The 26,766-nt window shown below is 61.8% G+C and carries 25 protein-coding genes; 12 read left to right on the plus strand and 13 right to left on the minus strand.

What is annotated here, in order from left to right:
* Positions 1–127: 127 nt before the first annotated feature.
* Positions 128–616 (plus strand): YajQ family cyclic di-GMP-binding protein, encoded by a 489-nt coding sequence (locus CQ017_RS07495; RefSeq protein ID WP_105553174.1) that lies wholly within the window; start codon positions 128–130, stop codon positions 614–616.
* Positions 617–706: 90 nt separating this feature from the next.
* On the opposite strand, the gene htpX is transcribed toward CQ017_RS07495, so the two are convergent.
* A complete protein-coding gene (gene htpX / locus CQ017_RS07500; RefSeq protein WP_105553175.1) occupies positions 707–1,570 on the minus strand; it encodes a zinc metalloprotease HtpX in 864 nt (287 codons plus the stop codon).
* A 294-nt stretch (positions 1,571–1,864) separates the two neighbouring features.
* Here htpX and rarD point away from each other — a divergent pair, with 294 nt between their 5' ends.
* Entirely contained in the window at positions 1,865–2,803 is a 939-nt protein-coding gene (gene rarD, locus CQ017_RS07505) for an EamA family transporter RarD (RefSeq protein WP_105553176.1), read from the plus strand.
* A 50-nt stretch (positions 2,804–2,853) separates the two neighbouring features.
* Here rarD and gabT read toward each other — a convergent pair whose 3' ends face one another.
* The 3 genes from gabT to CQ017_RS07520 form a co-directional block, all read right to left on the minus strand.
* Entirely contained in the window at positions 2,854–4,194 is a 1,341-nt protein-coding gene (gene gabT, locus CQ017_RS07510) for a 4-aminobutyrate--2-oxoglutarate transaminase (RefSeq protein ID WP_105553177.1), read from the minus strand.
* A 207-nt stretch (positions 4,195–4,401) separates the two neighbouring features.
* Entirely contained in the window at positions 4,402–4,542 is a 141-nt protein-coding gene (locus tag CQ017_RS07515) for a methionine/alanine import family NSS transporter small subunit (RefSeq protein ID WP_105553178.1), read from the minus strand.
* Positions 4,543–4,544: 2 nt separating this feature from the next.
* Positions 4,545–6,152 (minus strand): sodium-dependent transporter, encoded by a 1,608-nt coding sequence (locus CQ017_RS07520; RefSeq protein WP_105553179.1) that lies wholly within the window; start codon positions 6,150–6,152, stop codon positions 4,545–4,547.
* A gap of 114 nt (positions 6,153–6,266) precedes the next feature.
* On the opposite strand from CQ017_RS07520, the gene CQ017_RS07525 reads away from it, so the two are divergent.
* Genes CQ017_RS07525 through CQ017_RS07540 form a run of 4 tightly spaced genes read left to right on the plus strand, consistent with a single transcriptional unit; the run spans position 6,267 to position 8,876 of the window.
* Complete coding sequence (locus CQ017_RS07525) at positions 6,267–7,670, plus strand: PucR family transcriptional regulator (protein WP_105553180.1); 1,404 nt, start codon at positions 6,267–6,269, stop codon at positions 7,668–7,670.
* A 19-nt stretch (positions 7,671–7,689) separates the two neighbouring features.
* The gene (locus tag CQ017_RS07530) at positions 7,690–8,124 is read left to right on the plus strand and encodes a hypothetical protein (RefSeq protein WP_096283502.1); all 435 of its coding nucleotides are present in this window, start codon (positions 7,690–7,692) and stop codon (positions 8,122–8,124) included.
* Positions 8,124–8,636, plus strand: coding sequence for an HIT family protein (locus CQ017_RS07535; RefSeq protein WP_105553181.1), 513 nt, complete (start codon positions 8,124–8,126; stop codon positions 8,634–8,636). The genes CQ017_RS07530 and CQ017_RS07535 overlap by 1 nt, the downstream gene beginning before the upstream one ends.
* A 21-nt stretch (positions 8,637–8,657) precedes the next feature.
* On the plus strand, positions 8,658–8,876 hold the full coding sequence (locus tag CQ017_RS07540; protein WP_105553182.1) for a hypothetical protein: 219 nt from the start codon (positions 8,658–8,660) through the stop codon (positions 8,874–8,876).
* On the opposite strand, the gene CQ017_RS07545 is transcribed toward CQ017_RS07540, so the two are convergent.
* On the minus strand, positions 8,873–9,970 hold the full coding sequence (locus tag CQ017_RS07545) for a polyprenyl synthetase family protein (protein WP_105553183.1): 1,098 nt from the start codon (positions 9,968–9,970) through the stop codon (positions 8,873–8,875). The two genes, CQ017_RS07540 and CQ017_RS07545, sit on opposite strands and share 4 nt — an antisense overlap.
* 286 nt (positions 9,971–10,256) lie before the next feature.
* On the opposite strand from CQ017_RS07545, the gene CQ017_RS07550 reads away from it, so the two are divergent.
* The 4 genes from CQ017_RS07550 (at position 10,257) to CQ017_RS07565 (ending at position 14,215) form a co-directional block, all read left to right on the plus strand.
* Positions 10,257–11,594, plus strand: a complete 1,338-nt coding sequence (locus CQ017_RS07550; RefSeq protein ID WP_105553184.1) for an isochorismate synthase MenF — start codon at positions 10,257–10,259, stop codon at positions 11,592–11,594.
* 152 nt (positions 11,595–11,746) lie between these two features.
* Positions 11,747–12,529: an ABC transporter substrate-binding protein gene (locus CQ017_RS07555; RefSeq protein ID WP_105553185.1), complete on the plus strand. Its 783-nt coding sequence runs from the start codon at positions 11,747–11,749 to the stop codon at positions 12,527–12,529.
* A gap of 98 nt (positions 12,530–12,627) precedes the next feature.
* On the plus strand, positions 12,628–13,419 hold the full coding sequence (locus tag CQ017_RS07560) for an amino acid ABC transporter permease (RefSeq protein WP_105553186.1): 792 nt from the start codon (positions 12,628–12,630) through the stop codon (positions 13,417–13,419).
* Between the two features lie 13 nt (positions 13,420–13,432).
* On the plus strand, positions 13,433–14,215 hold the full coding sequence (locus tag CQ017_RS07565) for an amino acid ABC transporter ATP-binding protein (RefSeq protein ID WP_105553187.1): 783 nt from the start codon (positions 13,433–13,435) through the stop codon (positions 14,213–14,215).
* 70 nt (positions 14,216–14,285) lie between these two features.
* Here the strand turns inward: CQ017_RS07565 and menD are convergent, their stop codons facing one another.
* From menD to CQ017_RS07580, 3 genes are all read right to left on the minus strand, one after another.
* A complete protein-coding gene (gene menD / locus CQ017_RS07570; protein ID WP_258133538.1) occupies positions 14,286–15,977 on the minus strand; it encodes a 2-succinyl-5-enolpyruvyl-6-hydroxy-3-cyclohexene-1-carboxylic-acid synthase in 1,692 nt (563 codons plus the stop codon).
* A gap of 137 nt (positions 15,978–16,114) precedes the next feature.
* Positions 16,115–18,238 (minus strand): PhoX family phosphatase, encoded by a 2,124-nt coding sequence (locus CQ017_RS07575; protein ID WP_105553189.1) that lies wholly within the window; start codon positions 18,236–18,238, stop codon positions 16,115–16,117.
* Positions 18,239–18,351: 113 nt separating this feature from the next.
* Positions 18,352–19,359 carry an o-succinylbenzoate synthase gene (locus tag CQ017_RS07580; RefSeq protein WP_105553190.1) on the minus strand — a complete coding sequence of 336 codons (1,008 nt, stop codon included), beginning with the start codon at positions 19,357–19,359 and terminating at the stop codon, positions 18,352–18,354.
* 80 nt (positions 19,360–19,439) lie between these two features.
* Between CQ017_RS07580 and CQ017_RS07585 the strand changes: the two genes are divergently transcribed.
* Entirely contained in the window at positions 19,440–20,303 is an 864-nt protein-coding gene (locus CQ017_RS07585; RefSeq protein WP_105553191.1) for a phosphatase PAP2 family protein, read from the plus strand.
* 62 nt (positions 20,304–20,365) lie between these two features.
* Here CQ017_RS07585 and CQ017_RS07590 read toward each other — a convergent pair whose 3' ends face one another.
* From CQ017_RS07590 to pdhA, 4 genes are all read right to left on the minus strand, one after another.
* Positions 20,366–21,331, minus strand: a complete 966-nt coding sequence (locus CQ017_RS07590) for a hypothetical protein (RefSeq protein WP_105553192.1) — start codon at positions 21,329–21,331, stop codon at positions 20,366–20,368.
* A gap of 261 nt (positions 21,332–21,592) precedes the next feature.
* Positions 21,593–22,993 carry a dihydrolipoamide acetyltransferase family protein gene (locus CQ017_RS07595; RefSeq protein ID WP_105553193.1) on the minus strand — a complete coding sequence of 467 codons (1,401 nt, stop codon included), beginning with the start codon at positions 22,991–22,993 and terminating at the stop codon, positions 21,593–21,595.
* Complete coding sequence (locus tag CQ017_RS07600; RefSeq protein WP_105553194.1) at positions 22,994–24,076, minus strand: alpha-ketoacid dehydrogenase subunit beta; 1,083 nt, start codon at positions 24,074–24,076, stop codon at positions 22,994–22,996. It abuts the gene before it with no gap.
* A 2-nt stretch (positions 24,077–24,078) separates the two neighbouring features.
* A complete protein-coding gene (gene pdhA, locus CQ017_RS07605) occupies positions 24,079–25,242 on the minus strand; it encodes a pyruvate dehydrogenase (acetyl-transferring) E1 component subunit alpha (protein WP_105553195.1) in 1,164 nt (387 codons plus the stop codon).
* Between the two features lie 223 nt (positions 25,243–25,465).
* On the opposite strand from pdhA, the gene CQ017_RS07610 reads away from it, so the two are divergent.
* Positions 25,466–25,918 (plus strand): Lrp/AsnC family transcriptional regulator, encoded by a 453-nt coding sequence (locus tag CQ017_RS07610; RefSeq protein ID WP_105553196.1) that lies wholly within the window; start codon positions 25,466–25,468, stop codon positions 25,916–25,918.
* Between the two features lie 58 nt (positions 25,919–25,976).
* Here the strand turns inward: CQ017_RS07610 and CQ017_RS07615 are convergent, their stop codons facing one another.
* Complete coding sequence (locus CQ017_RS07615) at positions 25,977–26,762, minus strand: enoyl-CoA hydratase/isomerase family protein (RefSeq protein ID WP_105553197.1); 786 nt, start codon at positions 26,760–26,762, stop codon at positions 25,977–25,979.
* Between the last annotated feature and the right edge of the window lie 4 nt (positions 26,763–26,766).

Here is a 26,766-nt window from a genome sequence, read left to right on the forward strand (position 1 = left end):
AGTTTCGGGGACTTGTGAAATCGAGAGGCGCATTTTTGATGTAAGCCTGATCACAGCCCAAATTCGCGCTACTAAACCGGTAGGCTATGAAGCGAATTGGACCCGTAGAACACCAAGGAGAAATCACATGGCTAGCGATTCCACTTTTGATGTCGTCAGCAAGGTAGACAGCCAAGAAGTCGCCAACGCACTACACCAGGCCCAGAAGGAAATCGTGCAGCGATACGACTTCAAGGGCGTCGGCGCCGAGATCGATTACAGCGGCGAGAAGATCCTGATGAAGGCCAACGCCGAGGAGCGCGTCAAGGCTGTGCTGGACATCTTCCAGTCCAAGCTGGTCAAGCGCAACATCTCGCTGAAGTCCTTGGACGCTGGCGAACCTTATGCTTCGGGCAAGGAGTACCGCATCGAGGCGTCCATCGTCGAGGGCATCGCCCAAGACGTTGCCAAGAAGATCAATAAGCTCATTCGCGACGAAGCGCCGAAGGGCGTCAAGTCCACCATCCAGGGCGACGAGCTGCGTGTTTCGTCCAAGTCCCGCGACGACCTGCAGGAGACCATGACGCTGCTGCGCGGCTTCGACGAAGCTGACCTCCAGTTCGTGAACTTCCGCTAGGAACCCGCCGGAGCGCCAATGACAAAGCCGTTGCCAACTGTTCGTTGGCAACGGCTTTGTCATTGCATGGTGAATTTTCAACCGAAGTATTTAGCGGCCTCGGGCCATCGCTTCCAAACGGGCTACTCGGTCGTCCATGGATGGGTGGGTCGAGAACATCTGCTTCAGGCGCGAGCCGAAGGGGTTCGCGATCATCAGGTGCGAGCTGTTCACCAGCTTCTGGTCTTGCGCGGCCAGCGGGGCGGCGCTGATCCCGGATTCAAGCCGGCGTAAGGCGCTGGCCAGCGCCAGCGGATCTCCGGTGAGTTTGGCGCCATCTTCATCCGCATCGAATTCACGGGTTCGGCTCACGGCCATCTGGATGAGCGACGCGGCAAGCGGTGCCAGCAAGGACATGGCAATCAACGCGATGGGGTTGACGTTGCGGTTGTCCCGTCCGCCGAAGAACAGCATGAATTGGGCGACGGAGGTAATCACGCCGGCCACGGCCGCCGCCACCGAAGAGGTGAGGATGTCCCGGTTGTACACGTGCATCAGTTCGTGGCCCAGCACGCCGCGCAGCTCGCGCTCGTCGAGCAGCTGCAAGATTCCCTCGGTGCAGCATACCGCGGCGTTCTGCGGGTTGCGGCCGGTCGCGAAGGCGTTGGGCGAGGTCGTTGGGGATACGTAGAGCCGCGGCATCGGCTGCTGGGCGTTAATCGACAGCTCGCGAACGATGCGGTACATGGCCGGCTGATCCGCTTCGGTGATGGGGTAGGCGTGCATCGAGCGCAGGGCGATCTTGTCGCTGTTCCAGTAGCCATAGGCGGTGGTGCCCACGCCGATCAGGGCAAAGATCCAGATGAATGAGCCGTTTCCGCTGCCGAAGGAAATCAGCGAGCCGAGCGCCAGCAGGAGGGCAAACATGCCACCGAGCAAAAGCGCGGTTTTGAAGCCATTGTTGTGTTGATGCACCTTAGGTCCACTCCCATATACGAAATCCCATTGCGGTTCCCTTTAGTGTATTTGAACGAGCCAGTCGATGTTTTTGTTCCCAGCCGGAGGCCCGCGCACCGGGCGTGAGATGGATCACGGCGCCCCTCGCGGATGTGCTTTAGTTCCCGGCTCTTTCCCGATTGAGCCGCGGGGTGACTACCATCACCTTGTGCGGCCGCGCCCGGCCGTTGGGCATACGATCGACTCATAATGCTCGATCCATGGCGCCCTTGCGGCCCGTGGCGGCTCGGTGGAAGTAGAAACGATTAACTAATGAGTTCCGGCAGCAATAAACCCGTTCGCTCCGAACATTCCCTTGGCCTGATCCAAGGCACGACCGCATATTTGGTCTGGGGCCTGCTCCCCCTGTACTTCCTGTTGTTGCCGGAAATCTCCGCCTTCGAATTCGTCGCCGTGCGCATCGTCTTCTCGCTGGTTTTCTGCGCCCTGCTGCTGTTCGCGACCAAGCAGATTCGCTTGTTCCTCAGCATGTTCAGGGATCGCCAGGCGGTGGGCCGGCTGGCGCTGGCCAGCGTGCTGATCGCGGTGAACTGGACGCTCTATGCCGTGGCGGTGCTCACCGGCCATGTCCTTGAAGCCTCGCTGGGCTACTTCATCAATCCCATCGTCGCCATCGTGCTCGGCGTGATTGTCCTGAAGGAAAGGCTGAGCCGGTTGCAGTGGTCCGCCTTGGCCGTTGCCACGATCGCGGTGCTGGTTCTGACTTTCGGCCTCGGCCGGGTCCCGTGGATCTCGCTGGGCTTGGCGTTTTCCTTCGGCTTCTACGGACTGGTCAAGAGCCAGGTGGGGAAAAGCGGTACGGCCCTTGGCGCGCTGACCATGGAAACGCTCATCTTGGCGCCGCTCGCTGGCGGCTTCCTGATCTGGACGTCGAGCCAGGGCGCCTCGGCGCTAGCCGGCGTTGAGTTACCGATGCTGGCCCTGTTGGCTGCCAGCGGCATTATCACCGCCGTGCCATTGCTGCTTTTCGGCGGTGCCGCACGCCGCCTGCCGCTGAGCACCCTGGGCTCCTTGCAGTTCTTGGCACCGATCATGCAGTTCATCCTCGGCCTGCTGGTTTTCGGCGAGTCGATGCCGGTGGAGCGTTGGATCGGCTTCGGGTTGGTCTGGGCGGCGGTTGTGCTGATCATTCTCGACATGGTTCGCACGCCGCGGGCAGGGCGCGGCCCGGAACCTAAACAGGTTAGTTGACGCACGAGAGGCCTGGTTCAACAGAACCAGGCCTCTCGTGTTTGAGCGAGTTACGCGTGCTTGCGAATCGCTGCCTCGAGGACATCGAAGGCTTCGCTCAGCAGAGCGTCCCCGATGACCAACGGAGGCAGCAGGCGCGCCACGTTGCCGTAGGTACCGCAGGTGAGGATCAGCACCCCCTGGGCCAGGCACTCGGCGGCGACCTTCTTGGTCAGCTCCGCGTCTGGTTCCTTGCCACCGGCCTTGACCAGTTCGAGGGCAACCATCGCGCCGCGGCCGCGAACGTCACCCAGCGCCGAAACATCCTTTTGCAGGGCTTCGAAGCGGGCGAAGAACTGCTTTTCGATCTCGCGGGCGCGCCCGGCCAGATCCTGCTCTTCCATGAACTTGATGCTCTCCAGCGCCGCGGCCACCGCGACCGGGTTGCCGCCATAGGTTCCGCCGAGTCCGCCGCCGTGCACCGAATCGAGCAATTCTGCGCGCCCGATGAGTCCCGACAATGGCATGCCGCCGGCGATGCCCTTGGCCACGGTCACCAGATCGGGTTCGATCCCTTCGATTTCCGAAGCGAACCACGCACCGGCGCGGGCAAATCCGGCCTGGACTTCATCGGCGATGAAGACGATGCCGTTTTCCTTGGCCCATTCGACCACGCGCGGCAGGAAGCCGGTGGCCGGGACTATGAAGCCGCCCTCGCCCTGGATTGGCTCGATGATGATCGCGGCAATCTGGTCGCCGCCAATCTGCTTCTCCATGGCCAGGATCGCGCGCTCGGCGGCTTCCTTGCCGGAGATGTTCGGGTTTTCCTCGCGGTATGGGTAGCTCATTGGCATCCGGTAGATCTCCGGTGCCAGCGGACCGAAGCCGCGCTTGTAGGGAGCTGCCTTGGCGGTCAGGCCCATGGTGAGGTTGGTGCGGCCGTGGTAGGCGTGGTCGAAGGCGACAACCGCCTGGCGGCCGGTAGCCACACGAGCAACCTTGATCGCGTTTTCTACCGCTTCGGCCCCGGAGTTGAAGAACACCGCGCGCTTCTCGAAGTTGCCCGGAGTGATCGCTGCGAGCTTCTCGGCCAGCTCGATGTAGTTCTCATAAGGGGCCACCATGAAGCAGGTGTGGGTGAAACGAGCCGCCTGCTCGGCGACGGCCTTGGCCACCGCAGGGTTGGAAGCGCCTACGGAGGTCACGGCAATGCCGGAGCCCAGGTCGATCAGCTGGTTGCCGTCAACGTCGACGATGATGCCGCCATCGACATCGGCTGCGTAGACCGGCAGGCTCGATGCCACGCCGGCGGCGACCGCCTTGGCACGGCGGGCGCTCAATGCTTGGGACTTCGGTCCTGGGAAGGCACCATTAATCTGGCGTTTCTGCTCAATGCGGTAAGTAACGTCCACCGTGTTTCCTTTCGAAAAATATTGCCGGTCCTTGTTGCCGGAATGACTCTATCTAGAAGAATATGGCCGTGCGGCGTATTGCTCTACCCATACCAGCACAATAATGAACCACATTCACAGTGCACTTGCACAGAGAAAAAGCCTCCTCCGCTCCGGACGCTGGTCCGAAGAGGAGGAGGCTTAGTTCTTTAGGCAGTGGCCTGGTGTTTATTCGTTGCCAGTGGTGACCGGCTCGACATCGTCATCGTGCTTTTCCGGATTGCGCGAGAGATTCACTAGGCTGATCGCCAGGCCGCCCCAAATGGTCAACATGGCGATGATCATGAAGGTGATTGCAATGCCGCTCATGACTAGTACTCCTTTCCAACTGGATCGGGCAACTCTTCTGCCTCGACGTGTTTCTGATGTTCCGCAAATTCGGGATCATTCAGCTTCGACTTTTTGCTCCATGGAACGAGCGCGAGCAGCACCGCACCGACGATCAAGGCACCTGCCATGCCCCAGCCGAAGACACCGTTGAACCAGACCGGGTAGCCGGAATACGGCTCGGCGATCTTGGTCTGGATTTCGTTGATCAGCATGTAGCCAAGCGCTGCCGGACCGACACCACCGACGAGAACCATCCACGCGGTACCCAGCTTGATGGAGCTGTGGCGGTTCAGGTGCTTGGCCAGGCGCGGCAGCATGCCCAGGCCAGCGCCGAAGACAATGACCAGAACCAATGCACAGGCGAGAATGCCGAACTGGTTCACGAACGCGTCCATGGTATCCAGCAGGTACAGACCGGTGGTGGTTGGGAACAGAATCATCGAAACGAGCGCCACCGGAAGGGTCACCACCAAGGTAGCGGCCTTGCGGTTCCAGCCCAGCTTGTCTTGGAACGCCGCCACGATGACTTCGAGGATCGAAATCAGCGAGGTAATTCCCGCGAAGACCAGCGAACCGAAGAACAGCACGCCGATGACCGAGCCGAAAGGCGCGGCAGAAACGATGGTCGGGAAGGCAATGAAGGCCAGCCCAATGCCGCTGGCGGCCACATCGGAGACCGCGGAGTTCGCGTTGTAGGCCATGAAGCCCAGCGCCGCGAAAACGCCAATGCCGGCAAGCAGTTCGAAGCTGGAGTTGGCGAAGGCCACCACGTAGCCCGAGCCGGTCAGGTCGCTCTTGCGCCTCATGTACGAGGAGTAGGTGACCATGATGCCGAAGGCGATGGACAGGGAGAAGAAGATGTGGCCGAAGGCCGCAGCCCAAACCCCTGGGTTCGACAATGCTTCGAAGTTCGGAGTGAAGAAGGCGTTCAGGCCATCGACTGCTCCGGGAAGGAAGACGGACTGGACCACAAGGATCAAGAACATCACGATCAGCAGCGGCATGATGAAGCCGTTGGCACGCGAAATGCCCTTGTTGACACCGGCGACCATAATGATGATGGCTACCAGCCAGACGCCGAGCATCGGCCCGAAGACCCCGCCCACGATATCCATCGAGACACCGGCTTCGGGTGCGACCTGGAGGAAGTCGCTCTGGAAGAAGGCACCAGCGCCATCGGGGTTGTCATCCCAGGCCTTCGTGAGGGAGAACCAGCAGTACATGGCCGCCCACGCGATAATTGCCGCGTAGTAGATGGCGATAATGAAGCAGATCAGTACCTGCCACCAGCCAAGCACCTCGGCCTTGCGGCTCGCCCGGCGATATGCCAGCGGGGCCGAACCTCGGTAGCGGTGGCCTATCGAATAGTCAAGGAATAGCAGTGGAATACCGGCGCAGAGAATTGCGACGAGGTATGGAATGAGGAACGCGCCGCCACCGTTCTCGTAGGCGACATAGGGGAAACGCCAGATGTTTCCCAGACCAACGGCTGAACCAATCGCCGAGAGAATAAAAAGCTTGCGCGACGAGAACGTCTCGCGCTTGCCTTCAGCGAGTGGAGCGCCCTTTTTCAAAGATGGAGTGCTCATGGCACTAAACTAGCGCAAATGGTTCACATTATGGGCAATTCTCCAAGAAAAATGTCCATAATCTGAACAACTTCGTTTTTCGGGAACTTTTGCGCGGCACCATAGAATTGCGGTATGGCAATCACACTACGCGCCCTATTGGCCCTTGACGAGCTGGATCTTCGTCCGCTCAACGATCATTCGGCAGCCAATGACACCGCAATCACCTGGGGCGCGGTCACCGAACTTCTCAATCCGGCAGACTTCCTCACCGGTCGAGAAATCGTGCTCACCACGGGCGTACGGCAGAAGACGACGGCCAGCCAACGAGAATTCGTCAAGACCCTCGCGCAGAACGACGTCGTGGCCTTGGGATTCGGTACCGGCTTGGGCCACAAAAATGTCCCAGCCTCGATCTTGCAAACAGCAAATGAGGTCGGTCTCCCGGTCTTCGAGGTTCCCTATCAGATTCCCTTTGCCGCAATCACTCGAATCATCGCCGAGGCGCTGAACGCGGACCACCTGCAGCGGCTCGAACGGCTGCTGCGCTCGCACCAGCGGCTGACCCGCGCATTGCTGTCCTCCGATCTGGACACCATGCTCGACGAACTCGCCCGGATATTGAAGACCGACGTGGCGTTGACACTTTATGGCGAATGCATCAGTGGCAACTACGATGCGCAACGCGATTGGAATAGCCTGCCGGTGGCCACCGGCATCCGCGACAAATGCGTTCTGCACCTGGCGCAGCCGTACGCGCCGGATCCTCTGATCGAATACGCGCAGTCGCTGATCGGATTGGAAGTTGCCAACAACGCCCGGCTGCTCGCCTCGGAGCGCCAATCCAACGGGCAGGTGCTGGCGGACCTGGCCGCCGGCACGCTGGCCGGGGACGATGCGACGGTCAGAATCGGCGCGCTGGGGCTCAATCCGAAGCGCGAGCATGCGGTGATCCTGATTCAGGCCGCGACGCACCCCGAACGCCTACCGGCGCTTCCCTTGCCAGCCGAACTGAGCTCACAGGTTTCCGTGATCATCGAGGACCGCCTGGCGATTATTGTGGCGCACAACCAGCTGCAGCATTCGGTTCGACGACTTGATACCTATCTGAATGACGCGGGTATCACCACACGGGTGGGATATGGCGGGCGCTACCCGAATACCCCGGGCATCCGGTGGAGCTATTTTGAAGCTCTCGAAGCCTTGCGCCATGGTGACCGCGTCAACGTGCCCAATAAGTTGTCGCTAACCTCGCTGTTGCTTGCCGCCCGAGATGTGCCCTTGCAGGACCTGGCCGAGGAAGCCTTGGGGCCGATTCGCAAATTTGATGCAACTCACGATTCCGACCTCGAACGGACGCTGCGTGAGTACCTTAATCGCGACGGTTCGGTGGGCGCCGTCGCGGAATCACTGGGCTTGCACCGCAATACCGTGCGCTATCGCATGCAGCAGATATCCGAACTCACCGGGTACGACCCGAACGTCACAAGCGATCGTGTGCAGCTGTGGATCGCGTTGAGCGCACTTGAACTGGGCTAATTCTCGATAGGATAAAGACATGGCTGACATGTTTCTTGAGAAGTTCCGTTCCCTCGTCCCCAAGTACCTTGAGGACCAGTGGAATGAAGCTGACGGATTGACCGCCGAAGAATTGGCCGAGGGGCTGGCCCAATCGGGGGTTTCCATTCCTTTCGTGCTCGAAGAGTTCTACCTTGCGGTGGGTAATAACGAGGATTTCACCGAGGCCTACCATTTCTTCTTCGATCCCGAAGAGCTGGAAATCGACGGGGACTACCTGTTGTTCCTCGAAGACGAAGAAGAGAAATACGTTTGGGGCTTTAAAGCCTCCCAGCTCGACGTGCCGGATCCGATCGTTTACCGCCGCAATAATGCCAAGGGAACCTGGGTCAGCGAAGAAGGAACCTTCAGCGAATTCACCTTGGACCTGTTCAGCTGGGTCTTCGAAGAACTAGCCGCCGAACTGGATGACTAGTGCTGCATAGTTCCCACGAACCAGCAGGATATCGCTGCCCTTTTTGCGAGCTTGTCAACGAGCAGCCATTTAGCGAAGGCAACCTCTGCGCGCCGAGCGATCTGATCTATCAGACCGAATTGGTGGCCGCGATCATGGCCTGCGACGGATTCGGGAACTACGGCGGTCATGTGATGATCATTCCCACGGCGCATTTGGAAGCGCTCTACGACCTGGATGAGCGAACCGGCTCTGCCATCATGTGGGAGACCAAGCGCGTCGCCCTGGCGATGAAATTGGCGTGGAATCCGGAAGGAACCAGCACCCGCCAGCACAACGAGCCTGCGGGCAATCAGCATGTCTGGCACTATCACCAGCATGTGTTTCCGCGCTATGCAGACGACGAGCTGTACCGCCAGCTGCGCCATCGCGTCCCGGTCGACGACCGGGCGCAGAAGGCCAGGGAGCTGCGCGCGGCGCTATGCTCGCCCGAGCACCCAAACCGCCTTCAGCAGGACGAAATCATCCGCTGACAGGACCGCTCACAGGGCCTGATGTTTCCAAGCTCGCGCACCTGGCGCACACGGTTGGCCGCCCAATTCTGCGCAACGAGCGAATCCTTGCGGCCCAACCCGTTCTACGGCCTGGCGTTTTGCCTCATCCTGCAAATGCCCTTCGCCAAGAAACCGGTAGCCGGCTGGCGGATTAAAAACAAAGCGCTGCTGGCGATCCCGGATGAGACCGCCAGCAGCGCATATTGTCAGTGGGCCTAAGCCTCGCGGGTCACTACTGCATCGGCGAAGGAAATCAGCGCCTGCTTGATGGTTCCCTCGGGCAGTGGCGCAAGTACGGCAATGGCGTCGTCCGCCCAGCGGCGGGCGACCTTCCATGCTTCGGCGGTGGCCGGGTGCGCGGCGACCGCCGCGACGGCGACCGCCAGCGCCTCATCGGTGCTCAAGTCCGCCTCGACCAGCGCTACCGCCGCCTGCGCCGCTTCGTCACCGTGCTCGGCTGCCTGGCGCAGCAGCAAGATTGGCAGCGTCGGCACGCCTTCGCGCAAGTCCGTGCCGGGAGTCTTGCCCGACTCGGCTTCCTTGGACGCAATATCAATCACGTCGTCGGCAACCTGGAAGGCGACGCCAACCTTTTCACCGTACTCGCGCAGCACGTCGATAAATTGTGGGCAGCCGCCGAAGTTGGCTCCATAGGCCCCAGAGGTTGCCAGCAGGGAAGCGGTCTTGTCGCTGATCACCTGAATGTGATGGGCAATCGCGTCTTCGCTTTCGCGCGGGCCGATTGACTCGTGCAACTGGCCGAGGCACAGCCTCTCGAAGGTGCGCGCCTGCCAATTCACCGCCTCGGTACCGAGCTCGGCGCCAAAGACCGACGCGCGGGCGAAGATCAGGTCCCCGGCGAGGATGGCGACAGAGTTTCCCCAGACCTCATGGGCGGTCGGTGCACCGCGACGCATGGGAGCTGAGTCCATCACGTCATCGTGGTACAGCGTAGCCAGGTGGGTTAACTCAACGATAGCGGCGGCCTTGATGACCTCGTCGTTGATGCCCTCGCCGAGCAGCGCCGCGAGCAGCACCAGCAGGGGGCGCACACGTTTACCGCCAGCCTCCACAAGGTGGCGGCTGGTGGCATCTATCAGCGGGTCGGAGTTGGCGATCGCGTCGCGCAGCAGCTTCTCAACCTTGGCCATGCCGGTGGAGATGGCGGGACCAAACTCCGGGTCCTCGGCGATCAGCGCGAAGCCCGAGGGAAGATTGATGGCCGCAGCGAGCACCGCGGTTTCAGGATTCAGCTCAATCGAGTCGGACACGTCGTGCCCGGCTGCGGTCCAGTTGCTCTTGGAATCAGTCACTGTTTTAAGGCTTACTTATCTTTCATCGGGTTGGTCATCGCAGAGTGCGAAGACTCCATGCATGCCAAATGCACGCAAACTTCACTCTAGCCGATGCTTACCAGTCAACGTCTTCGGGCGCTCCGCAACCACCGTCAATGACAGTCGAAGTACCTGAACTGTATTCGCCCCCGAGTTTACCGGTTGCTGCAGGCGCGGAGGAACAGACCCGGCGCATCTCACATGGGTGAGCAGCAACACCTCCACGCGACCGTCCAGCCCGTTGCGCGGTAGGCTTAGCCTTATCATGTCTGCCGATTCGACCGCTCTCGCCGCCAGCGCGCATCAATCTACGACACCGGCCCTGACCAGTGTCACCTTCGATTTCAAAGATGCCGCGCAGTCATTAATTTCCGACTCCCTGCGCCACCACGCCATGGTTTGGACGCGCAATGGAAATGGCCTCGTCGGGTTCGGCGTCGCCGCCCAGATCCACACGCAGGGCGAAGAACGCTTCGCACAGGCCCGGGGATGGTTTGCCCAAATCATCAAGCTGGCGCAGATCACCGACCCTATTGCCCGTCCCGGCAGCGGCCTGGTCGCCTTCGGTTCCTTCGCTTTCTCCTTCACCAGCACCTTCGCCTCACGGCTGGTCATCCCGGAGGTCGTGCTGGGCAAGGACGGGGATCAGGCCTGGATCACGATCACCGGACCGGCAAAGAAGCTCGAAGGGATGGAATTTGCCGACGCCCTGCGATTGGCCGAGGCAAAGCTCGCAAGTTCGGCGATTCCCGCCCAGGACCCAGGGGAAATCGAGCTCACCACCGGCCAGCTCACCGCGGGATCCTATCTGGAAGCCGTGACGGCGGCGCTGGGACAGTTCGAAGAGCGAGGCATTTCCAAACTGGTGCTGGCACGCGACATCCTGGCCCGGAGCACCAAGCCGATCGATCTGGCCTCGGTGCTGCGCACCTTGACCGAACAATATGAGAATTGCTGGACCTACGCCGTTGATGGTTTGGTTGGTGCGACTCCGGAGATGCTGGTGCGCGTCACCAACGGGCTTGCCGAGGCTCGCGTGCTGGCCGGTACCCTGGACCGGGCCATCGAAGGCGCCAACGCGCCCGGATACGCGCAGGAAAAGCTCTTCGAGGATCCCAAGCAGCGCCACGAACACCAGTTGGCCATCGATTCGCTGACCGAATCCTTGAATCCAATTTCCCACGGCATGCAGTCGCCCGAGGAACCGTTTATCCTGGCGCTGCCCAATGTCTGGCATCTGGCAAGCGACGTCCGCGCCGAATTGCGCGCCGACGCCGAGGGCCAGCTCCCCTCGGCACTGGATGTTGCGCAGATTTTCCACCCGACCGCCGCGGTGTGCGGCACCCCGACGAAGCCGGCCGGAGTATTGCTGCGTGAGTTGGAAGGCATGGACCGCGGCCCCTATGCCGGGCCGGTGGGCTGGGTGGATAGCCGCGGGGATGGCGAATTTGGCATCGCGTTGCGTGGCGGAATGCTCGAAGCGGAGAATCTCATGCGGCTCTACGCAGGATGCGGCATTGTGCCCGGCTCCGAACCGGAAGCCGAACTGGCCGAGTCCTGGGCCAAGATGCGTCCGATGCGCCAGGCCCTGCGCGCAGAATAGAATCCAGCAGCATCTGAGAGCCAAGTCTGAGCATAAGTAAAACTTATGCTTTGCGCTTCATGTGTGATGGAAATCTCGGTCTCGTGTGTCCGTGGTTATGATTGTTCCTACGCAATGATCCACTCGCATTACCGAAAGTAGGTTCTGATCCTATGCGTCCTCTCAAGAAGCGCTTCGTCTCAACTCTCGCCGTCTCCTCGGTGGCCCTCCTGGCCCTCACCGCCTGCGGTTCGGGGACTTCCGACGAGTCCGAAGACAGTGGATTCCCGGTCAACGCCGGCAAGCTCACCTTCTGCTCCGATATCCCCTACGAGCCCTTCGAATTTGTCCAGGACGGAAAGAACGTCGGCTTCGACATGGACATCGCTGCCGAAATCGCCAAGGATGCCGAGCTCGAGCTGAATGTCATCGATGCCAGCTTCGACTCGATCGAGTCGGGCCTGTTCAGCGTCCAGTGCGATATCGCGATCTCCTCGGTCTCCATCACCGAGGAACGTTCAGCCAAGATGGATTTCTCCACCCCCTACATGGACGATGATCTGGTGCTGATCGCGGCCGAAGGTTCGGGAGTTACCGATCTGGAGTCCGCGAAGGGCAAGAAGGTCGGCGTACAGCAGGCGACCACCGGCGAGAAGTACGCCAAGGAGCAGGGGCTCACCGACACCATCGGCTATGAAGATGCCGGCCTGCAGACCCAGGCGCTTCTAGCAGGCCAGGTCGACGCGCTGCTGGGCAACCAGTCGGTACTTGGCTACACCATCAAGGACAAGCCAGGCTACAAGGTGGTCGCAGACTTCAAGACCGGCGAACAGCTGGGCATCGCGGTGCCCAAGGAACAGGCCGAAACCCTCGAGCTGGTCAATGGCACCCTGAAGCGTCTGACCGATGCCGGAACCATGGAAGAACTGACCGTGAAGTGGTTCGGCGAGAAGTAATTCTGCGTCGCTGAACCAATGAACACCAGGCGGAGTCGAGGCGAGACTCAAAAAGTCCTCGCCGCGGCTCCCCTTACCTTTACGAGAGGTTTTCAAGCATGGCAATGACTACAAGTCAGCGTGCCCGCATGAGCAAGACCATCCAGATCGTGATCTTCGTGATCGCGGTCGTCGCGATTCTGTTTGCCGTGGACTGGGAAAAGGCGCGCTATGCGTTCTTCTCCTTCGAAAAATTGGGACCGATGTTCCCGGACATGATCCTCATCGGCCTGAGAAACACCGTGTTCTACACGGTGATTTCCTTCGCCTTTGGCCTGGTCCTGGGTTTGCTCCTGGCCCTGATGAAGATGGCCTCGTTCGCACCGTACCGGTGGTTCGCCACCGCATTCATCGAGTTCTTCCGTGGCATTCCCGCCATCCTGGTGCTCCTGGCCTTTGGATTCGGTTTGCCTCAGGCATTTGGAACCAACTGGCCACAACCGGTGAACATCATGTTCGCCTTGGGCCTGGTCTCCTCGGCCTACATCGCGGAGACCCTGCGCGCAGGTTTGCAGGCTGTGCCCAAGGGACAGACCGAGGCCGCCCGCTCCCTGGGCATGCCCGCCTGGCGTGCCATGGTCACCATCGTGATCCCGCAGGCGTTCAAGATCGTGCTCCCTCCGATGACCAACGAAATCATCTTGCTGACCAAGGACACCTCGCTGGCTTTCATCCTCGGTGCCGCCTTCACCCAGTACGAGATGACTAAATTCGGTCGTGACGGCATCTCATCGTTGGATGCAGGTATCACCCCGCTGGTGGTTGCCGGTCTGTTCTACCTGGTGATCACCATTCCGCTGAGCCTGATTGCTCGTAAGTTCGAATCCCGCTCGGCGCGGACCAAGCGATAGTTAGGAACAGAGAATGACGACTCCAAACAATGAGCTATCGGTCAAAGCTTCGGGCGTGAACATCGTCGGCCTACGCAAGGCCTACGGTTCAAATGAAGTGCTCAAGGGAATAGACCTCGAGGTCAAACCGGGCGAAGTGGTGTGCCTGATCGGCCCATCGGGTTCCGGCAAGTCCACCTTGCTGCGCTGCGTGAACCTGCTCGAACAGCCCAACGGCGGAACCATCCATGTGGCAGGTTTTGAGACCACCGATTCGGAGGTCAATCTGGATAAGATGCGCCAGCATGTGGGCATGGTCTTCCAGCAGTTCAACCTCTTCCCGCACCTGACGGTGTTGGAAAACTGCACGGTGGCCCAGCTCAAGGTGCTCAAGCGGAATAAGAAGGACGCCAGCAAGATCGCCCTGAGCAACCTGGAACGGGTGGGCCTGGGCGACTTCGGCGAACGCTACCCGGATCAGCTCTCCGGTGGGCAGCAGCAGCGCGTGGCGATCGCCCGCGCGCTATCGATGGAACCAACGCTGATGCTCTTCGATGAGCCAACCAGCGCCTTGGACCCGGAGACGGTCGGAGAAGTTCTTTCGATTATGAAGAACCTCGCCAAGTCCGGCATGACGATGCTGGTGGTGACCCACGAGATGAGCTTCGCCAAGGAAGTTGCCGATCGTGTGGTGTTCATGGACGGAGGCGTCGTGGTCGAAGAAGGCAAGGCCGTGGACGTGATCGGCAATCCGCAGCAGCCGCGTACGCAGGACTTCCTGCGTCGGGTTTTGGACCCAACGCACGTAGACCTCTAGGCGGTACGGTCCGCTAAAAAGCAGGGCGTGGAGTCAGCGATCGCTGATTCCACGCCCTGCTTTTTTGGGATTATGCGGGCCAGCGAAGCTCGGTTATGCGCGAGCTTAGTTCAAGGTTATCGGCCCGCAACCCCGCTCTGCTTGCACCGATTTCGATCAGCCGCAGCTTGCCTGCCTTGGGGGCCCGTAGTGCCTCGCGTAGCTCGGTCGGCGTCGCCACCCGTTGGTATTGCCATCCATAAGCCGCCGCCAGCGCCTCCAGCCGGGCATTTTGCGGCGTGGCGAAGAGCCGCTCGACCGCCTGCGCGTAGCGTCCTGACTGCTCTACCTGGCCGTGTTCCAGCGTGGAGAAGATCGCGCCTCCCCCATCGTTGTAGACCACCACGTCGAGGTCCGGCTCCGCTTCCCCCGGGGTCCAGGCCAGGGAACTGGCATCATGCAGGAAGGTGATATCTCCCATCACGCTCAGCGTCGGTTCACCGGTGGCCAGCGCCAGGCCCAGCGCGGTCGAGATCGTTCCGTCGATCCCGGCAAGCCCGCGGTTGGCGAATACCGTAGCCCCGGCCGCGGCGGCGGGAATCGCGGCTAGATCGAAGTCGCGGACGATATTCGAGGATCCCAAGAGCAGCGGGCCGGAATGCGACCGCCAAATTTCCTCGGCAACCACCGGGCCGCTGAGTGGCGTTTCGGGTGCCAGGCCCTGCCGCACGGCGAGCGCCTGGGCATCTAGCTCCTGCCAGCTCGCCAGCCAACCCTCCGGCGCGGTCCCGGCGAATTCGACCAGTTTCTCCGGTTCGCCAATCACCATTTCGCGGCGGCGTCCGGGTTCATACCAGGCCACCGGTCCCGGCTGCCAGATCGCGCTGGACACCGCGGGGTTCGCCAATAGCTTCCCCACCGGGCGGCTGAGCGTAGGACGGCCGAAAAGCACCACGCGGTCAATCTGCTCCGCCCCCACGGCAAGCAATGGCCGGTAGTGGCCGATGGCCTGGGCTGAGTAGCGCGCATTGGAGGACGGTTCGGCGAACAGCGGCAGCCCGAGCGCCTCGGCGAAGATTTGGGCTTCGGCGCCGGCTCCATGGCCGGCGACCACGACGGTTCGGCGGGTTGCCAGGGTCTCGGGCCTAGCCCAGGGTGCCGGCGCCGTGGCCGTGTGCCAGCGCCCCGGGGCCAGTTCGGTCCAGGGCTGATTCGCGACGCGGTCTGCTTCTCCGGGGGTCAGCGGGTCGCGGAACTGCAGGTTCAGCTGCACCGGGCCCGCTGGATGCTGGGTTGAACCTGCCAGGGCCGCAAGTGCTTGGGCGAGCGCTGGTGCCGGGTCGGCACCAGCGGCGACGTTCAACGCGGTACGCACGTGGGGGCCGAATAGGTTCTTCTGGTCGGTGCTTTGGCTTGCTCCGGTCCCCAGTAGCTCATCGGGGCGGTCGGCCGAGAGCACCAGCAGCGGCGTTGCCGTGTGGTTGGCCTCCATTATGGCCGGCAGCAGCTGCCCGATCGCGGTTCCGGAGGTGGCGGCCAGCGCTACGGGAGTCTTTGATCCGTGGCTCAGCCCCAGCGCCAGGAAGCCTGCCGAACGTTCGTCGATGCGTACGTGTATCCGCAAGTGTCCGGCGGCTTCCGCCTCGGCTGCGGCGTAGGCCAGGGGCGCGCTACGTGAGCCTGGGGATAGCACCAGGTCGCGCAGCCCGGCGCGAATCAGTGCAGCCAGAACCTGACGCGCCGTGCCAATTGCCGGTTGTCCTTCGTCTTGCCGCGCGCTCACGCCGTGTTCCACCCCTGAAGTATCGCCTGAAAGCATCGGTTCAAGTCTATGCCCAGATATGGCAAGACCCCGGTGCGGACGCTCAGTGCTGCACTGAGTCGCCCGCACCGGGGTCTAGGGTCGGCTAAGACTGAAGACTAGTCTTTGTTCTTGCCGTTTCCTTTGCCGTTGCCGTTTCCATTTCCGTTGTTTCCGTTGCCGTTGCCCTGCTTGAAAACCTGGACTACGGATGGGCGCGGGCCGTAGAACTGGCCCTTCCCGACCGAATCTGCGGAATTGATGAAGTCCGGGAAGAGGGAGGTCGGCTGCGCGAAGCTGCCGCCCTCGCCCGGGTGCTGGACCGAGACGAAGACCGAGTTGTCCTTGTCGTGAACCACCGGGCCGCAGGTCTCTGCACCGGTTGGCACGGCCAGGAACTGCTCGACCCGTCCGCGATCCTTGCCGTGCAGGCTGACCTTGTGCAACGCGTCAGACAGGCCGATGACCCCTGGTGCGCCATCGGTGGAGATCCACAGGTTACCGGCCGAGTCGAAGGCGAGGTTGTCCGGGCAAGAAATCGGCGAGACCTTGTCGGTCGGGTACCCGGAGAAGTAGGTCGAGGAATTGACCCGCGGGTCTCCGGCGACCAGCAAGATGTTCCAGGTGAAACGGGTGCTGGTTGCGTCGTTCCCGGCTTCGGTCATTTCCAGCACGTGGCCGTCGCGGTTCGCGGTACGCGGGTTCTGCTCGGTGGCGCCTTCCTTGCCGGCCTTGCCGCGGTCGGTGTTGTTGGTCAGTGCCACGTACACCTTGCCCGATACCGGGCTCGGCTCGACATCTTCTGGACGGTCCATCTTCGTGGCGCCGACCTTGTCCGCAGCCAATCGGGTGTAAACCAAGACCTCGTCGAGGCTCATGCCTTCGACCATCGACTCGCCGTTGCGCACCAGCGGCAGCCACTGGCCGGTGCCGTCGAACGCGCCGTCCGTTGGGACCTGGCCGCTGCCGTCAAATTCGGAAACCGGGGAGTTTCCGGAGAATTTGGCCACGTATAGGTCACCCTCGTTGAGCAGGGTCATATTGTGCTGGCGATCGTTCTTGCGGTAGGTGTCCTTCGAAACGAACTTGTAGATGTATTCGAATCGCGAGTCATCGCCCGAGTAGGCCACGGCCTTGCCGTTCTTCGCCACGCGCACGGTAGCGCCCTCGTGCTTGAAACGGCCCAGGCTGGTGTGCTTGACGGGGGTGGAGTTCGGGTTCTGCGGGTCGATCTCAACGATCCAGCCGAAACGGTTTGCCTCATTTTCGTAGCCCGCGTTGTTCAGGCCGAAGCGTGGATCGGTGTGCTCCCAGCCGCGGCCCGAAGGGCTGGTGCCGATGCCGTAGCGGGATTCCTCGGCGGTTCCGCGGCCCTGGAAGTACTGGTCGAAGTTCTCTTCGCCGGACAGCACGGTGCCCCACGGGGTGGTTCCGCCGGCGCAGTTGTTCAGCGTGCCGAGCACCAGCTTGCCGGTAGGGTCCGCGACGGTCTTCAGCAGCTCGCTGCCGGCGGCGGGACCGGTAACGGCGAATGGGGTATTTGCGGTAATGCGGCGGTTGCGTTCCCCGCCTACCACGTAGGTCCAACGCTTGTCGTTCTTCTTGCGCTTGATCTCCACGACGCTCAGGCCGTGGGAGCTCATCGCGATGCGGCGGGCCTCGTCGGTGTTCTCGGCAAACCACTGGGCATCGAACATCATGTCTTCGTTGGAGTACTCGTGGTTGGCCACCAGCACGCCGGTGCGTCCGGAATACTTATCGGCGATGATGTCCAGGTAGTCGCAGTTGTAGCCGAACTGCAGGTCCTGGGCCTTGGCGGACTGCTTCGTGGCGTCGAATTCCGGGCTCGACTTGAATAGCGGATCGCCCCAACGGATGATCGCGTGCCAGTCATAGCCTTCGGGGACGCTCATATTGTCCACGGAACGCGAAACCGGTTCGATGGCTTCGAATTTCAGGTGGCCGCCCTTGCCGCGGCCGGTCTCTACCAGCGGTGCGGCCACGGCGCCCGGGGCGCCCAGCAGCTGTGGGCCGATAACCAGCGCCGAGGCGCCGACTGCGCCTAGGCCCAGCACGTTGCGGCGGGAGAGGGCCTGGTCGGCGATGTCCTTGAAGTAGCTATTACCCGAGGTGTTGCACTCTGGCTTAACGCAAGCGTCGCCGCATTTGAAGTGGCAGGTAGCTGCGGAACGTCCGCCGCGGGTGTGGCCCAGCATTGGCAACAGGGTTCGGATGGGATTCATAACTACGGCACTTCCTCATTCTTTGGCTCAAGTTCAGGGGAACGAACTAGTTGAGCTTTTCATCAAGAGGTGAGCTGTTGCCGTCGCGCAGGTTAACTGCGCGTAAACACCTGTCAGGAGCGATTTTCTGGCTGCTCCAGATACGCGTAGCAGTCACGGAGTCGTTGTTCCCACCAAATTCTGCGTGGCGCGGCGACCCGCAGCTTGTGCAATTTCTCAGCTTCCGGCTCCACTGGTCGAACCGGCAATTGACCGGCGGTGGCCAGCAACGGCTTCGATGTCACGTCGTCGGTGAATAGCGAGCCGGTGGACAGCCCGCAGGCGTAGGGAAGCTCCGGCAGGGCCGCAGCCAGGGCGGCGGCCTGCGCCAGCCCCACGGAGGTGTCCAGGGCACTGGAGACCACCACGTCCAGCCCTGACTTGGCGGCGATTTCCAGTACCTTCTTGATGCCGCCCAGGGGTTGGGCCTTGATGACCATCAGGTCCGCTGCGCCCAGGCGGGCGACTTCGAGCGGATCGGTATGCTTGCGCACGGCCTCGTCGGCGGCGATTTTCAGCTCTACTCCGCGGGCGCGCAGCCGTTCGCGGACCTGGGCCAGCCCAGTAATTCCGGGAACCGGCTGTTCGGCGTACTGCAGGTCGTATTCCGCAAGGGCAAGGAGCGCGGTGATAGCTTCCTCGATCCCCCAGCCGGCATTCGCATCGACGCGCAAGGCGGCCTCCGGGAAGAGCTGGCGGGTCTTCGCGACCCGGGCAATGTCATCTTCCAGGCTCTGGCCCTTCTCGGCGACCTTGATCTTGATGGTGTGCGGTGCATCGTAGTTTGCAAGGACGCGGCTCACTTGGTTCGCAGCCACCGCCGGAAGCGTCGCATTCACCGGGATGCTGGAGCGCAGGGCCGGTGGGAAGGGCTGATAGGCGGCTTCGATGGCCGCGGCAAGCCAGCGCGAGGCCTCTGGCGGACCATATTCGAGGAAGGCGGAGAATTCCCCCCAGCCGGCCGGCCCCTGAATCAGCAAGGCTTCACGCTCGGTCACCCCGCGGAATTTAACCCGCATGGGTAAACGCACCACGTGCGCATTCGTTATCAGTTCTTCCACCGGAGGCAGGGCAAAATTCATAAGCCTAGACTATCGATAGTGTCTAGGCTTACAGGCATCGGCGATAGGGCTGGTCGGCCAAAATGTGAGATTCTAGAGTCATGAGTCCGCGGTCATTCCTCCTTGCCCCTCGCCACCTTCGCTGGTGGTGGGCCTTGGTGCTGCTCGCCGGACTATTTGCCGTCGAATATTTGTTCTTCGTTCAGCTTCGCGTAGGGCAATGGGCCGATCAGGCTGCCTTCGTGGGGTGGACCCAGTGGTGGCCGCGCACGGAAATACTTGACCCGGTGCGCGAATTCTTGAATCTCCTGCCGTGGATCTGCGCCGGAATTTCAGGGATTTTCCTACTCTATCGAGTGATTCGGGATCGTAGTTTCCTGCGCGCGGCCCTTGCCGTCGCGGCGGTGGCCGCGGCGTTGCTGAGCACCCAAATACTCAAACATCTGCTCTTGGGACGGCCCGACTTTAATTTCGGCACGGCTGGCAATTCATTCCCGTCCGGACACACCACGGCCGCCGCGGCAGCCATGGGGCTGATGTATCTCATTTCGCCGCCAAAGCTCCGTCCGGTGGTGCAACCTATCGCCTGGATCTTCGCGACGGCCACGGGGCTCGCTACGCTGATTTGCGGATGGCACAGGCCCAGCGATATCGCCGGAGGATTCCTCATCGTGGCGTTCTGGCTGGTGCTGGCAAGCGCCATCCTGCAGCGCATCCAACCGCTGGCCCCGGTCGTTTCAGAATCAGCGTGGTCCCGTAAGACCGGGATTGGCTGCCTGGTGATCTGGTTGCTGGTTTTGGCTGCCTCGGTCCTGCTGCCGCACCCGCACATCCAGCGCATCCCCGAAGCGCTGCTGATCGCCTATGCGATCCTCGGATTGGTCCATGTGACTGCGGTTTCGCTCATCGCCGGGCTGTGCCTGCGCTCGGTAATCCTGGGTCCGACGCGCCAGCTGCAGAACTAGGCGGCCCCGCCGCGCCGGAACACGGTCTATCTAACCTCATTGGACTCTTGCGCTGCAGCCGATCAGGCTTGCTGCATTTTTGCCTGCAAGATCGCTGACGCGCGTTGCGACTCGGGTACGGTGACCGCGAAGCGTTTGCCGTTGTGCAGCTCAAATGCCAGCCCCTCGCTCTTGCGAAGCACCACGGCGGATCCTCCGGGGAAGAATCGCCAGCCCCAACCGCCCCACAGCATTGGAGAAATTTCTTCGCTGTGCACTTCCTTGATCTGCTCCAGGCCAAGGGTGCGCAGCGGGAATCCGAAGATGGCCGAGGAGACCCGGAATTTATCGTCGTGGATTCGCACGCGCACCAGGCAGACTCCGAGAATCAATGGGGTCAGCAGCAGCACAAAGATCGATCCGGCGACCAGCAGCATGAGGCTCTCGGAACCGTCATCGCCCTTCAGCACGGTCAGCATCAGGATGCCCACCACCAGCGGGAATAGTCCCAGCAGCCAGAACCCCCACGGGGCGCTGGCTTTCTGGTTGAAGTTCTCGGCGGCAGTTTCCGGTTCGGGCATCACCGGTTCATCCACCGTGCGCCCCTGGGCTTGGGCTACGCGACGGCGGCGCTGTTCTTGGTGTTCGCGCGCGAATTGCTGGTATACCCCGGCGATCCAGACCGGCAGCAGGCCAATGAGCGAAGCGAGCACACCGACAAAGGTCAGCCCGCCGCTCACTGCCTGGGTGGGATCCCCTGCTATTGCCGTTGGCACGGCGCAGACTACGAACAGGCCGGCGCTGGTCCACGCTGCCAAGGCGCCGAGGAACAGTAACGCAATATGCAGCATCGGCTTGCTGGCCAACGCTAGGGAGAGGAAACCCAGCAGCCCTCCGCCGATGGCGAGGCTCAAGCACACCGCCACAAAGACCCGGGTGTCGGTGAAGCCGTCGGGGTATGAACTTCCGGACCAGTGGGTGGCGGTAATCGCTGGCAGGCTCTCGCCCAAGACCAGTCTCGTTCCCAACACCACCAGGAGCGGCAGCACCAGCAGGAGCGTGACCAGCGAACGGTGTTTGACCTCAAAGCGTGATGTTGAAATGATCGCATCCTATTCACTGGGGTTGGCGCTCGGCTGGTGCATGTCGATTTTTGATGCCCAGAATGCCTCGCCGAAGTATGTAAATCATTCTAGTAAACGCTTTATGGCTTGCAAATAATTCTTATGGTTGCGAATCATTTTGGTGCTTGGCCGGCAAATAGCTATCGCCCGGCACGGGGCCAGGCGATAGCTATTGGTTGATCTTCCCTACAGCGCTGTCAGGGCCGCCTTCGGATCGGTCATCGCATCCGCAACGAAACGCAGGAACCCTGCGGCCGTTCCGCCGTCGCACACCCGGTGGTCGAAGCTCAAGGTCATCTCGCAGATCGAGCGGACCTTGATCTTTCCGTTGACCACCCACGGTTTTTCGACGACCCGGCCAATGCCCATAATTGCCGCTTCCGGGTAATTGATGATCGCGGCCGAGCCATCGACGTTGAACACGCCATAGTTGTTTATCGTGAATGTGCTGCCGGACAGATCGCTGACCTGCGCCTTGCCCTCACGGGCCAGGGCAGCGAGGCGGGCGAACTCTGCCGAGAGTTCTCCGGCGTTGAGCTTATCTGCACCGCGCACGTTCGGCACGACCAAACCGCGATCGGTCTGCGCGGCGAAACCAAGGTTTACCCCGTCGAACACGGTATGGCGCAACGAACCATCGGCTTCGGTGTCGATGCGGCTGTTCATCGCCGGGAAACGAGCCAACCCGGCGACGGCGAAGCGTGAGATCAACGCGAGCATGCTTGGCGCGCTGCCCTGCGCTTCCTTGAGCTTGCCGCGAAGCTTCAACAGCTTGGTGACATCCACGTCCACCCACACGGTGGCTTCGGGAATTTCTCGGCGTGAGGTAGCCATCGCGTTGGCGATGGTTCGGCGCACGCCGGTAAGCACCTGCGAGCTGGCCACCGGCAAGCCGGTGCGCGAATCGGCATCCGAGGAGGCGGGCTGTGCCGCCGAGCCCTGGGCAGGCTTGGCCTGCTCCTGCTTGGCCGCAGCTGGCGAATCGGCAGCAGCTGCGCCCTGGCCGATGAGCGACTGCACATCGCTGCGCAGAATCAGCCCGTCGGCTCCGGTTCCGCGCACCTGGTTGATATCCACGGAGTTTTCGCGAGCGAGCTTGCGCACCAGCGGATTGATAACCCGTGTTGCCACCGACGTCGTTTCGCTGGACGCCGCTGCCGTGGTGATCCCGTTGCGCGGGCGACGGCGGCGGCTGGCACCGGTCTTGGCGGCACCGGTTCCGTATCCGATCAGGACGTTGCCGCTGCCTTCGTCTTCCTCCGCCGGCGCCTGCGTTCCGGCAAGCTCCTCCTCGAGGTAGCTCTGCGCCCCGGCAGCTGGCTCCTCGGCCGGGGCTGCTTCGTCTCCCCCGGTGTTCACCGAGAAGAACGGCTCATCAACCAGCATCATCTGGCCGGCCTCGCCGTGCAAGGTGGAAACTACGCCCTCGAAAGGCGAGGGGATCTCCACCAATGACTTGGCGGTTTCCACCTCGGCGATGGGCTGGTCCACGGCCACCGAGTCGCCGGCGGCAACCATCCAGCGAACAAGTTCTGCTTCGGTCAGCCCTTCACCCAAATCGGGTAGGAGAAAAGTCTTGACGCTCATTTATGCCTCCCACTGAAGTTGATCTACCGCATCGAGGATGCGCTCGGCACTTGGCAGGTTGTATTTCTCCAAGGTTGGTGCCGGATAAGGGATGTCAAAACCGGTCACGCGCAATACCGGGGCGGCCAAGGAGTGGAAACAACGTTCCTGGACGCGGGCCACGATTTCGCTTGCTACGGAGACGAAACCTTGGGCTTCGGCCACCACGATCGCGCGTCCGGTTTTGCGTACCGAGGCGCAGACGGTCTCGTCGTCGAAGGGCACGATGGTGCGGATGTCGATGACTTCGAGGCTGATGCCCTCTTCGGCGGCGAGCTTAGCCGCTTCCATGGCGGTGGAAACGCTCGGCCCGTAGGTGATCAGCGTGGCGTCGGAGCCGGCACGCGCGATCCGCGCGCTGCCTTCGGTGCGTGCCGCACGCTTGGCTTCGTACTCGGCGGCCAGCGCCGCGAGGTCCACCTGCTCCTTGGACCAGTAGAGCTTCTTGGGTTCGAAGAACACGACCGGGTCCGGCGAGTCGATCGCCTCGCGCAGCATCAGGTAGGCGTCCTTGACGGTGGCCGGGGTGAAGACCTTCAGGCCCGGGGTGTGCGCGTAGTACGCCTCGGAGGAATCGCAGTGGTGCTCCACGCCGCCCACGCCGCCGGCGTAGGGGATGCGGATAACCATCGGCAGCTCCACGTTTCCGCGGGTGCGGTTGTGCATCTTGGCCACATGCGAGGCGATCTGCTCGAAGGCCGGGTAGGCGAAGGCGTCGAACTGCATTTCGATCACCGGGCGCATCTCGTTGATGGCCATGCCGATGGCCATGCCGACGATGCCGGATTCGGCCAGCGGGGTGTCGAAGCAGCGGTCGGTGCCGAAGCGTTCGGTCAGCCCGTCGGTGATGCGGAAGACCCCGCCCAGGGTTCCCACGTCCTCGCCGAAGATCACCACGGAGTCGTTGGCCACCAGCGCGTCGGCGAGCGCGGTGTTCAGCGCCTTGCCGAAGGTGACCGGTTGGTTTTCGTTGGCTGCCTGGGCGGCTGCGCGTGCGGTTGCATCGCTGACGTTCGGGTTCACCCGTGATGTCGTGGCGGTCATTGCTAGGCCTCCTCGCGGGCTAGTTCGTCGGCCAGCAGCGCCTGCTGCTCGGCCAGCTGGGTGGTTTTGGAAGCAAATACGTGTTCGAACAATTCGCTCGGCGGGGTATCGGCGTCCTGGTTCATGCCGTCGCGCAGCTTCTTCGCGACCGCCTCGGCGCGCTCGGTGATCTTCGCCTGCGCCGCCTCGGTGAGCAGTCCGGCATCGTCGAGGTAGGCCTGCATGCGCGTCACCGGGTCCTTAGCGATCCAGCCCTTGACCTCGGCGTCCTCGCGGTAGCGCTTGTCATCGTCGGCATTGGTGTGGGCCTGCATGCGGTAGGTGTGCGCCTCGATCAGCAATGGGCCGTTGCCTTCGCGGGCCAGCCGGACCGCGCGTCCCATCACGGCCATCAGCGCCATCAGGTCGTTGCCGTCTACCCGCTCGCCCGCCATGCCGTAGCCGACGGCCTTGTGCGCCAAGGAGGGTGCGGCCGACTGCTGCGCGAGCGGCACGGAGATGGCGTACTTGTTGTTCTGCACGAAGAAGATCACCGGAAGCTTGAAGACCGCGGCGAAGTTCAGCGCCTCGTGGAAGTCGCCCTCGCTGGTGGCACCGTCGCCGCACATGGCGACCACCACGGTGTTTTCCCCGCGCAGCTTCGCCGCGTGGGCCACGCCGACCGCGTGCAGCAGCTGGGTGGTCAGCGGGGTGGACATCGGCGCGCAGTTGTAGGCCTTGGGATCGTAGCCGCAGTGCCATTCACCGCGGAAGCTGGTCATAACCTCCATCGGGGCTACGCCCTTGGTGAGCACGGCGACGGTGTCGCGGTAGGTCGGGAACAGCCAGTCGCCGGCTTCGAGGCACAGGGAGGCGGCCACTTGGCAGGCTTCCTGTCCGTGGCTCGAGGGGTACACGGCCATGCGGCCCTGGCGGACGAGGGCCGAGTTCTGGTCGTTAACACGGCGGCCAACGGCGAGGGCAGAATATGCGTCCATGAGCTCGGCGGGGCTTGGCAGCGGGTACTCGTGCCCCGGCTCGGTGCCTTGGTCGCTCTGCTCGCGCAGCGTTCCATCCGGATCCAGAAGATTAATCATATGCCGTGCTGGCAGCATGTAATCTTCGGGGGTAATCCCGAACTTCTTACTGACTTCGGAGATGCGATCTTCGTGAGCTTCGGTGCTCATGCCATCCCGCCTTTCGTTCTCTGGTTGGGTCTCAAGAAACCACGCCTTGTGACTCAACTCACCCAAACATCATTTGCAATCAATTATGCGCAGGACGATCAATTTGTATCCACTCCGGAGTTGAATCGTAGAAAGTTGCGCTGAAGATCCGTATACTTGTAGACGATTAGTACGAACAAAATGGGTTTGGCGGATACTCGTCCTGCCCCTGCAAGGAGAAGAAATGGCCGCGGATGCGGAGCTGAAGCTGGACGATGTTGACCGAGCGATCCTGGCCGAGCTCACCAGCGACGGGCGGCAATCGGTGACGACGGTGGCGCAGCGCGTTCACGTTTCCCGGGCCCATGCCTATTCACGTATCGCAAAGCTGCAAGATGCGGGGGTCATTACCCGATATACCGCCGTGATTGATCCGGTGAAAGCGGGATTAAAGGCCAGCGCATATGTGACCCTGAAACTGCGCCAGCACTCCTGGCGCGAACTGCGCGACCATCTCGCCTCGATTCCCGAGGTGCATCATATCGGTCTGGTCGGCGGAAATTTCGATGTGATTCTGCTGGTCCGGGCCAAAGACAATTTAGATCTGCGACGCGTGGTTTTTGAACATCTGCAATCTTTGCCTACGGTGCTGGACACCCAGACGTTGTTGATCTTCGAGGATTCCGATACCCGCTAAGCGCGGACAGCAAAAAGCGGGCGGAGCAGCATTTACTGTTCCGCCCGCTTTTCGCTGTTTAATTGCTGCCGGTAAAGACCGGTGGCCGCTTCTCCTGGAAGGCTTTGAACCCTTCGGCATAGTCGCTGGTGTCGCACAGCGCCGCCTGCGCCTTGTTTTCGGTGCGCATGGAGGCCCAGAGGCCTACCCGCTGATCGCGGATCTCGGCAACGAGCGCCTTGGATGCGACAAAGGCTTGGGTCGCGCCGTGGGCCACCTTCGAGATGATCTCTTCGCTGCGTTCGATCAGTTCCTCGGCCGGGAACGCGCGAGAAAATAGTCCCGAACGCACGGCCTCAGCACCGGAAATCAGCTCGGCGGTATAGATCATGTCGAGCGTGCGGTGGGCTCCCAAACGCTCGGTGAGCAGCCAGTGCCCGCCGGAGTCGAGGGTTGCGCCGAGATTTGCGAACGGCGAACCGATCTTCGCATTCTCCGCGACATACACTACGTCGGTGGCTACCGCGAGCCCCAGCCCAACACCCAGGCAGGCGCCTTGCACGATGGCGAAGGTGGGAGCCGGGAAGCTGGACATCTTCTCCAGCAACGGCTGAACCTGGCCATCCAGGTACCCCATAACGTCGTCATCGGCCGGGTTGACTCCGGAAATATCGCGGCCCGCGCAGAATCCGCGGCCTTCGCCGGTGAGCACCAGCGCACGTACCGTTCCCTCGGCCACCCCGGCGGCTGCCTGGTCGTAGGCCTCGGAGAGCTCATGCAGAGCGGCCGGGTCCAAAGAATTCATCTTCTTCGGTGCGTTGAGCACCATGCGGGCAACGCCCTGGTCAATGCTTAGCTCGATCATGGCT

Source organism: Arthrobacter sp. MYb224, from assembly GCF_002975455.1.
Classification (GTDB): Bacteria; Actinomycetota; Actinomycetes; order Actinomycetales; family Micrococcaceae; genus Glutamicibacter.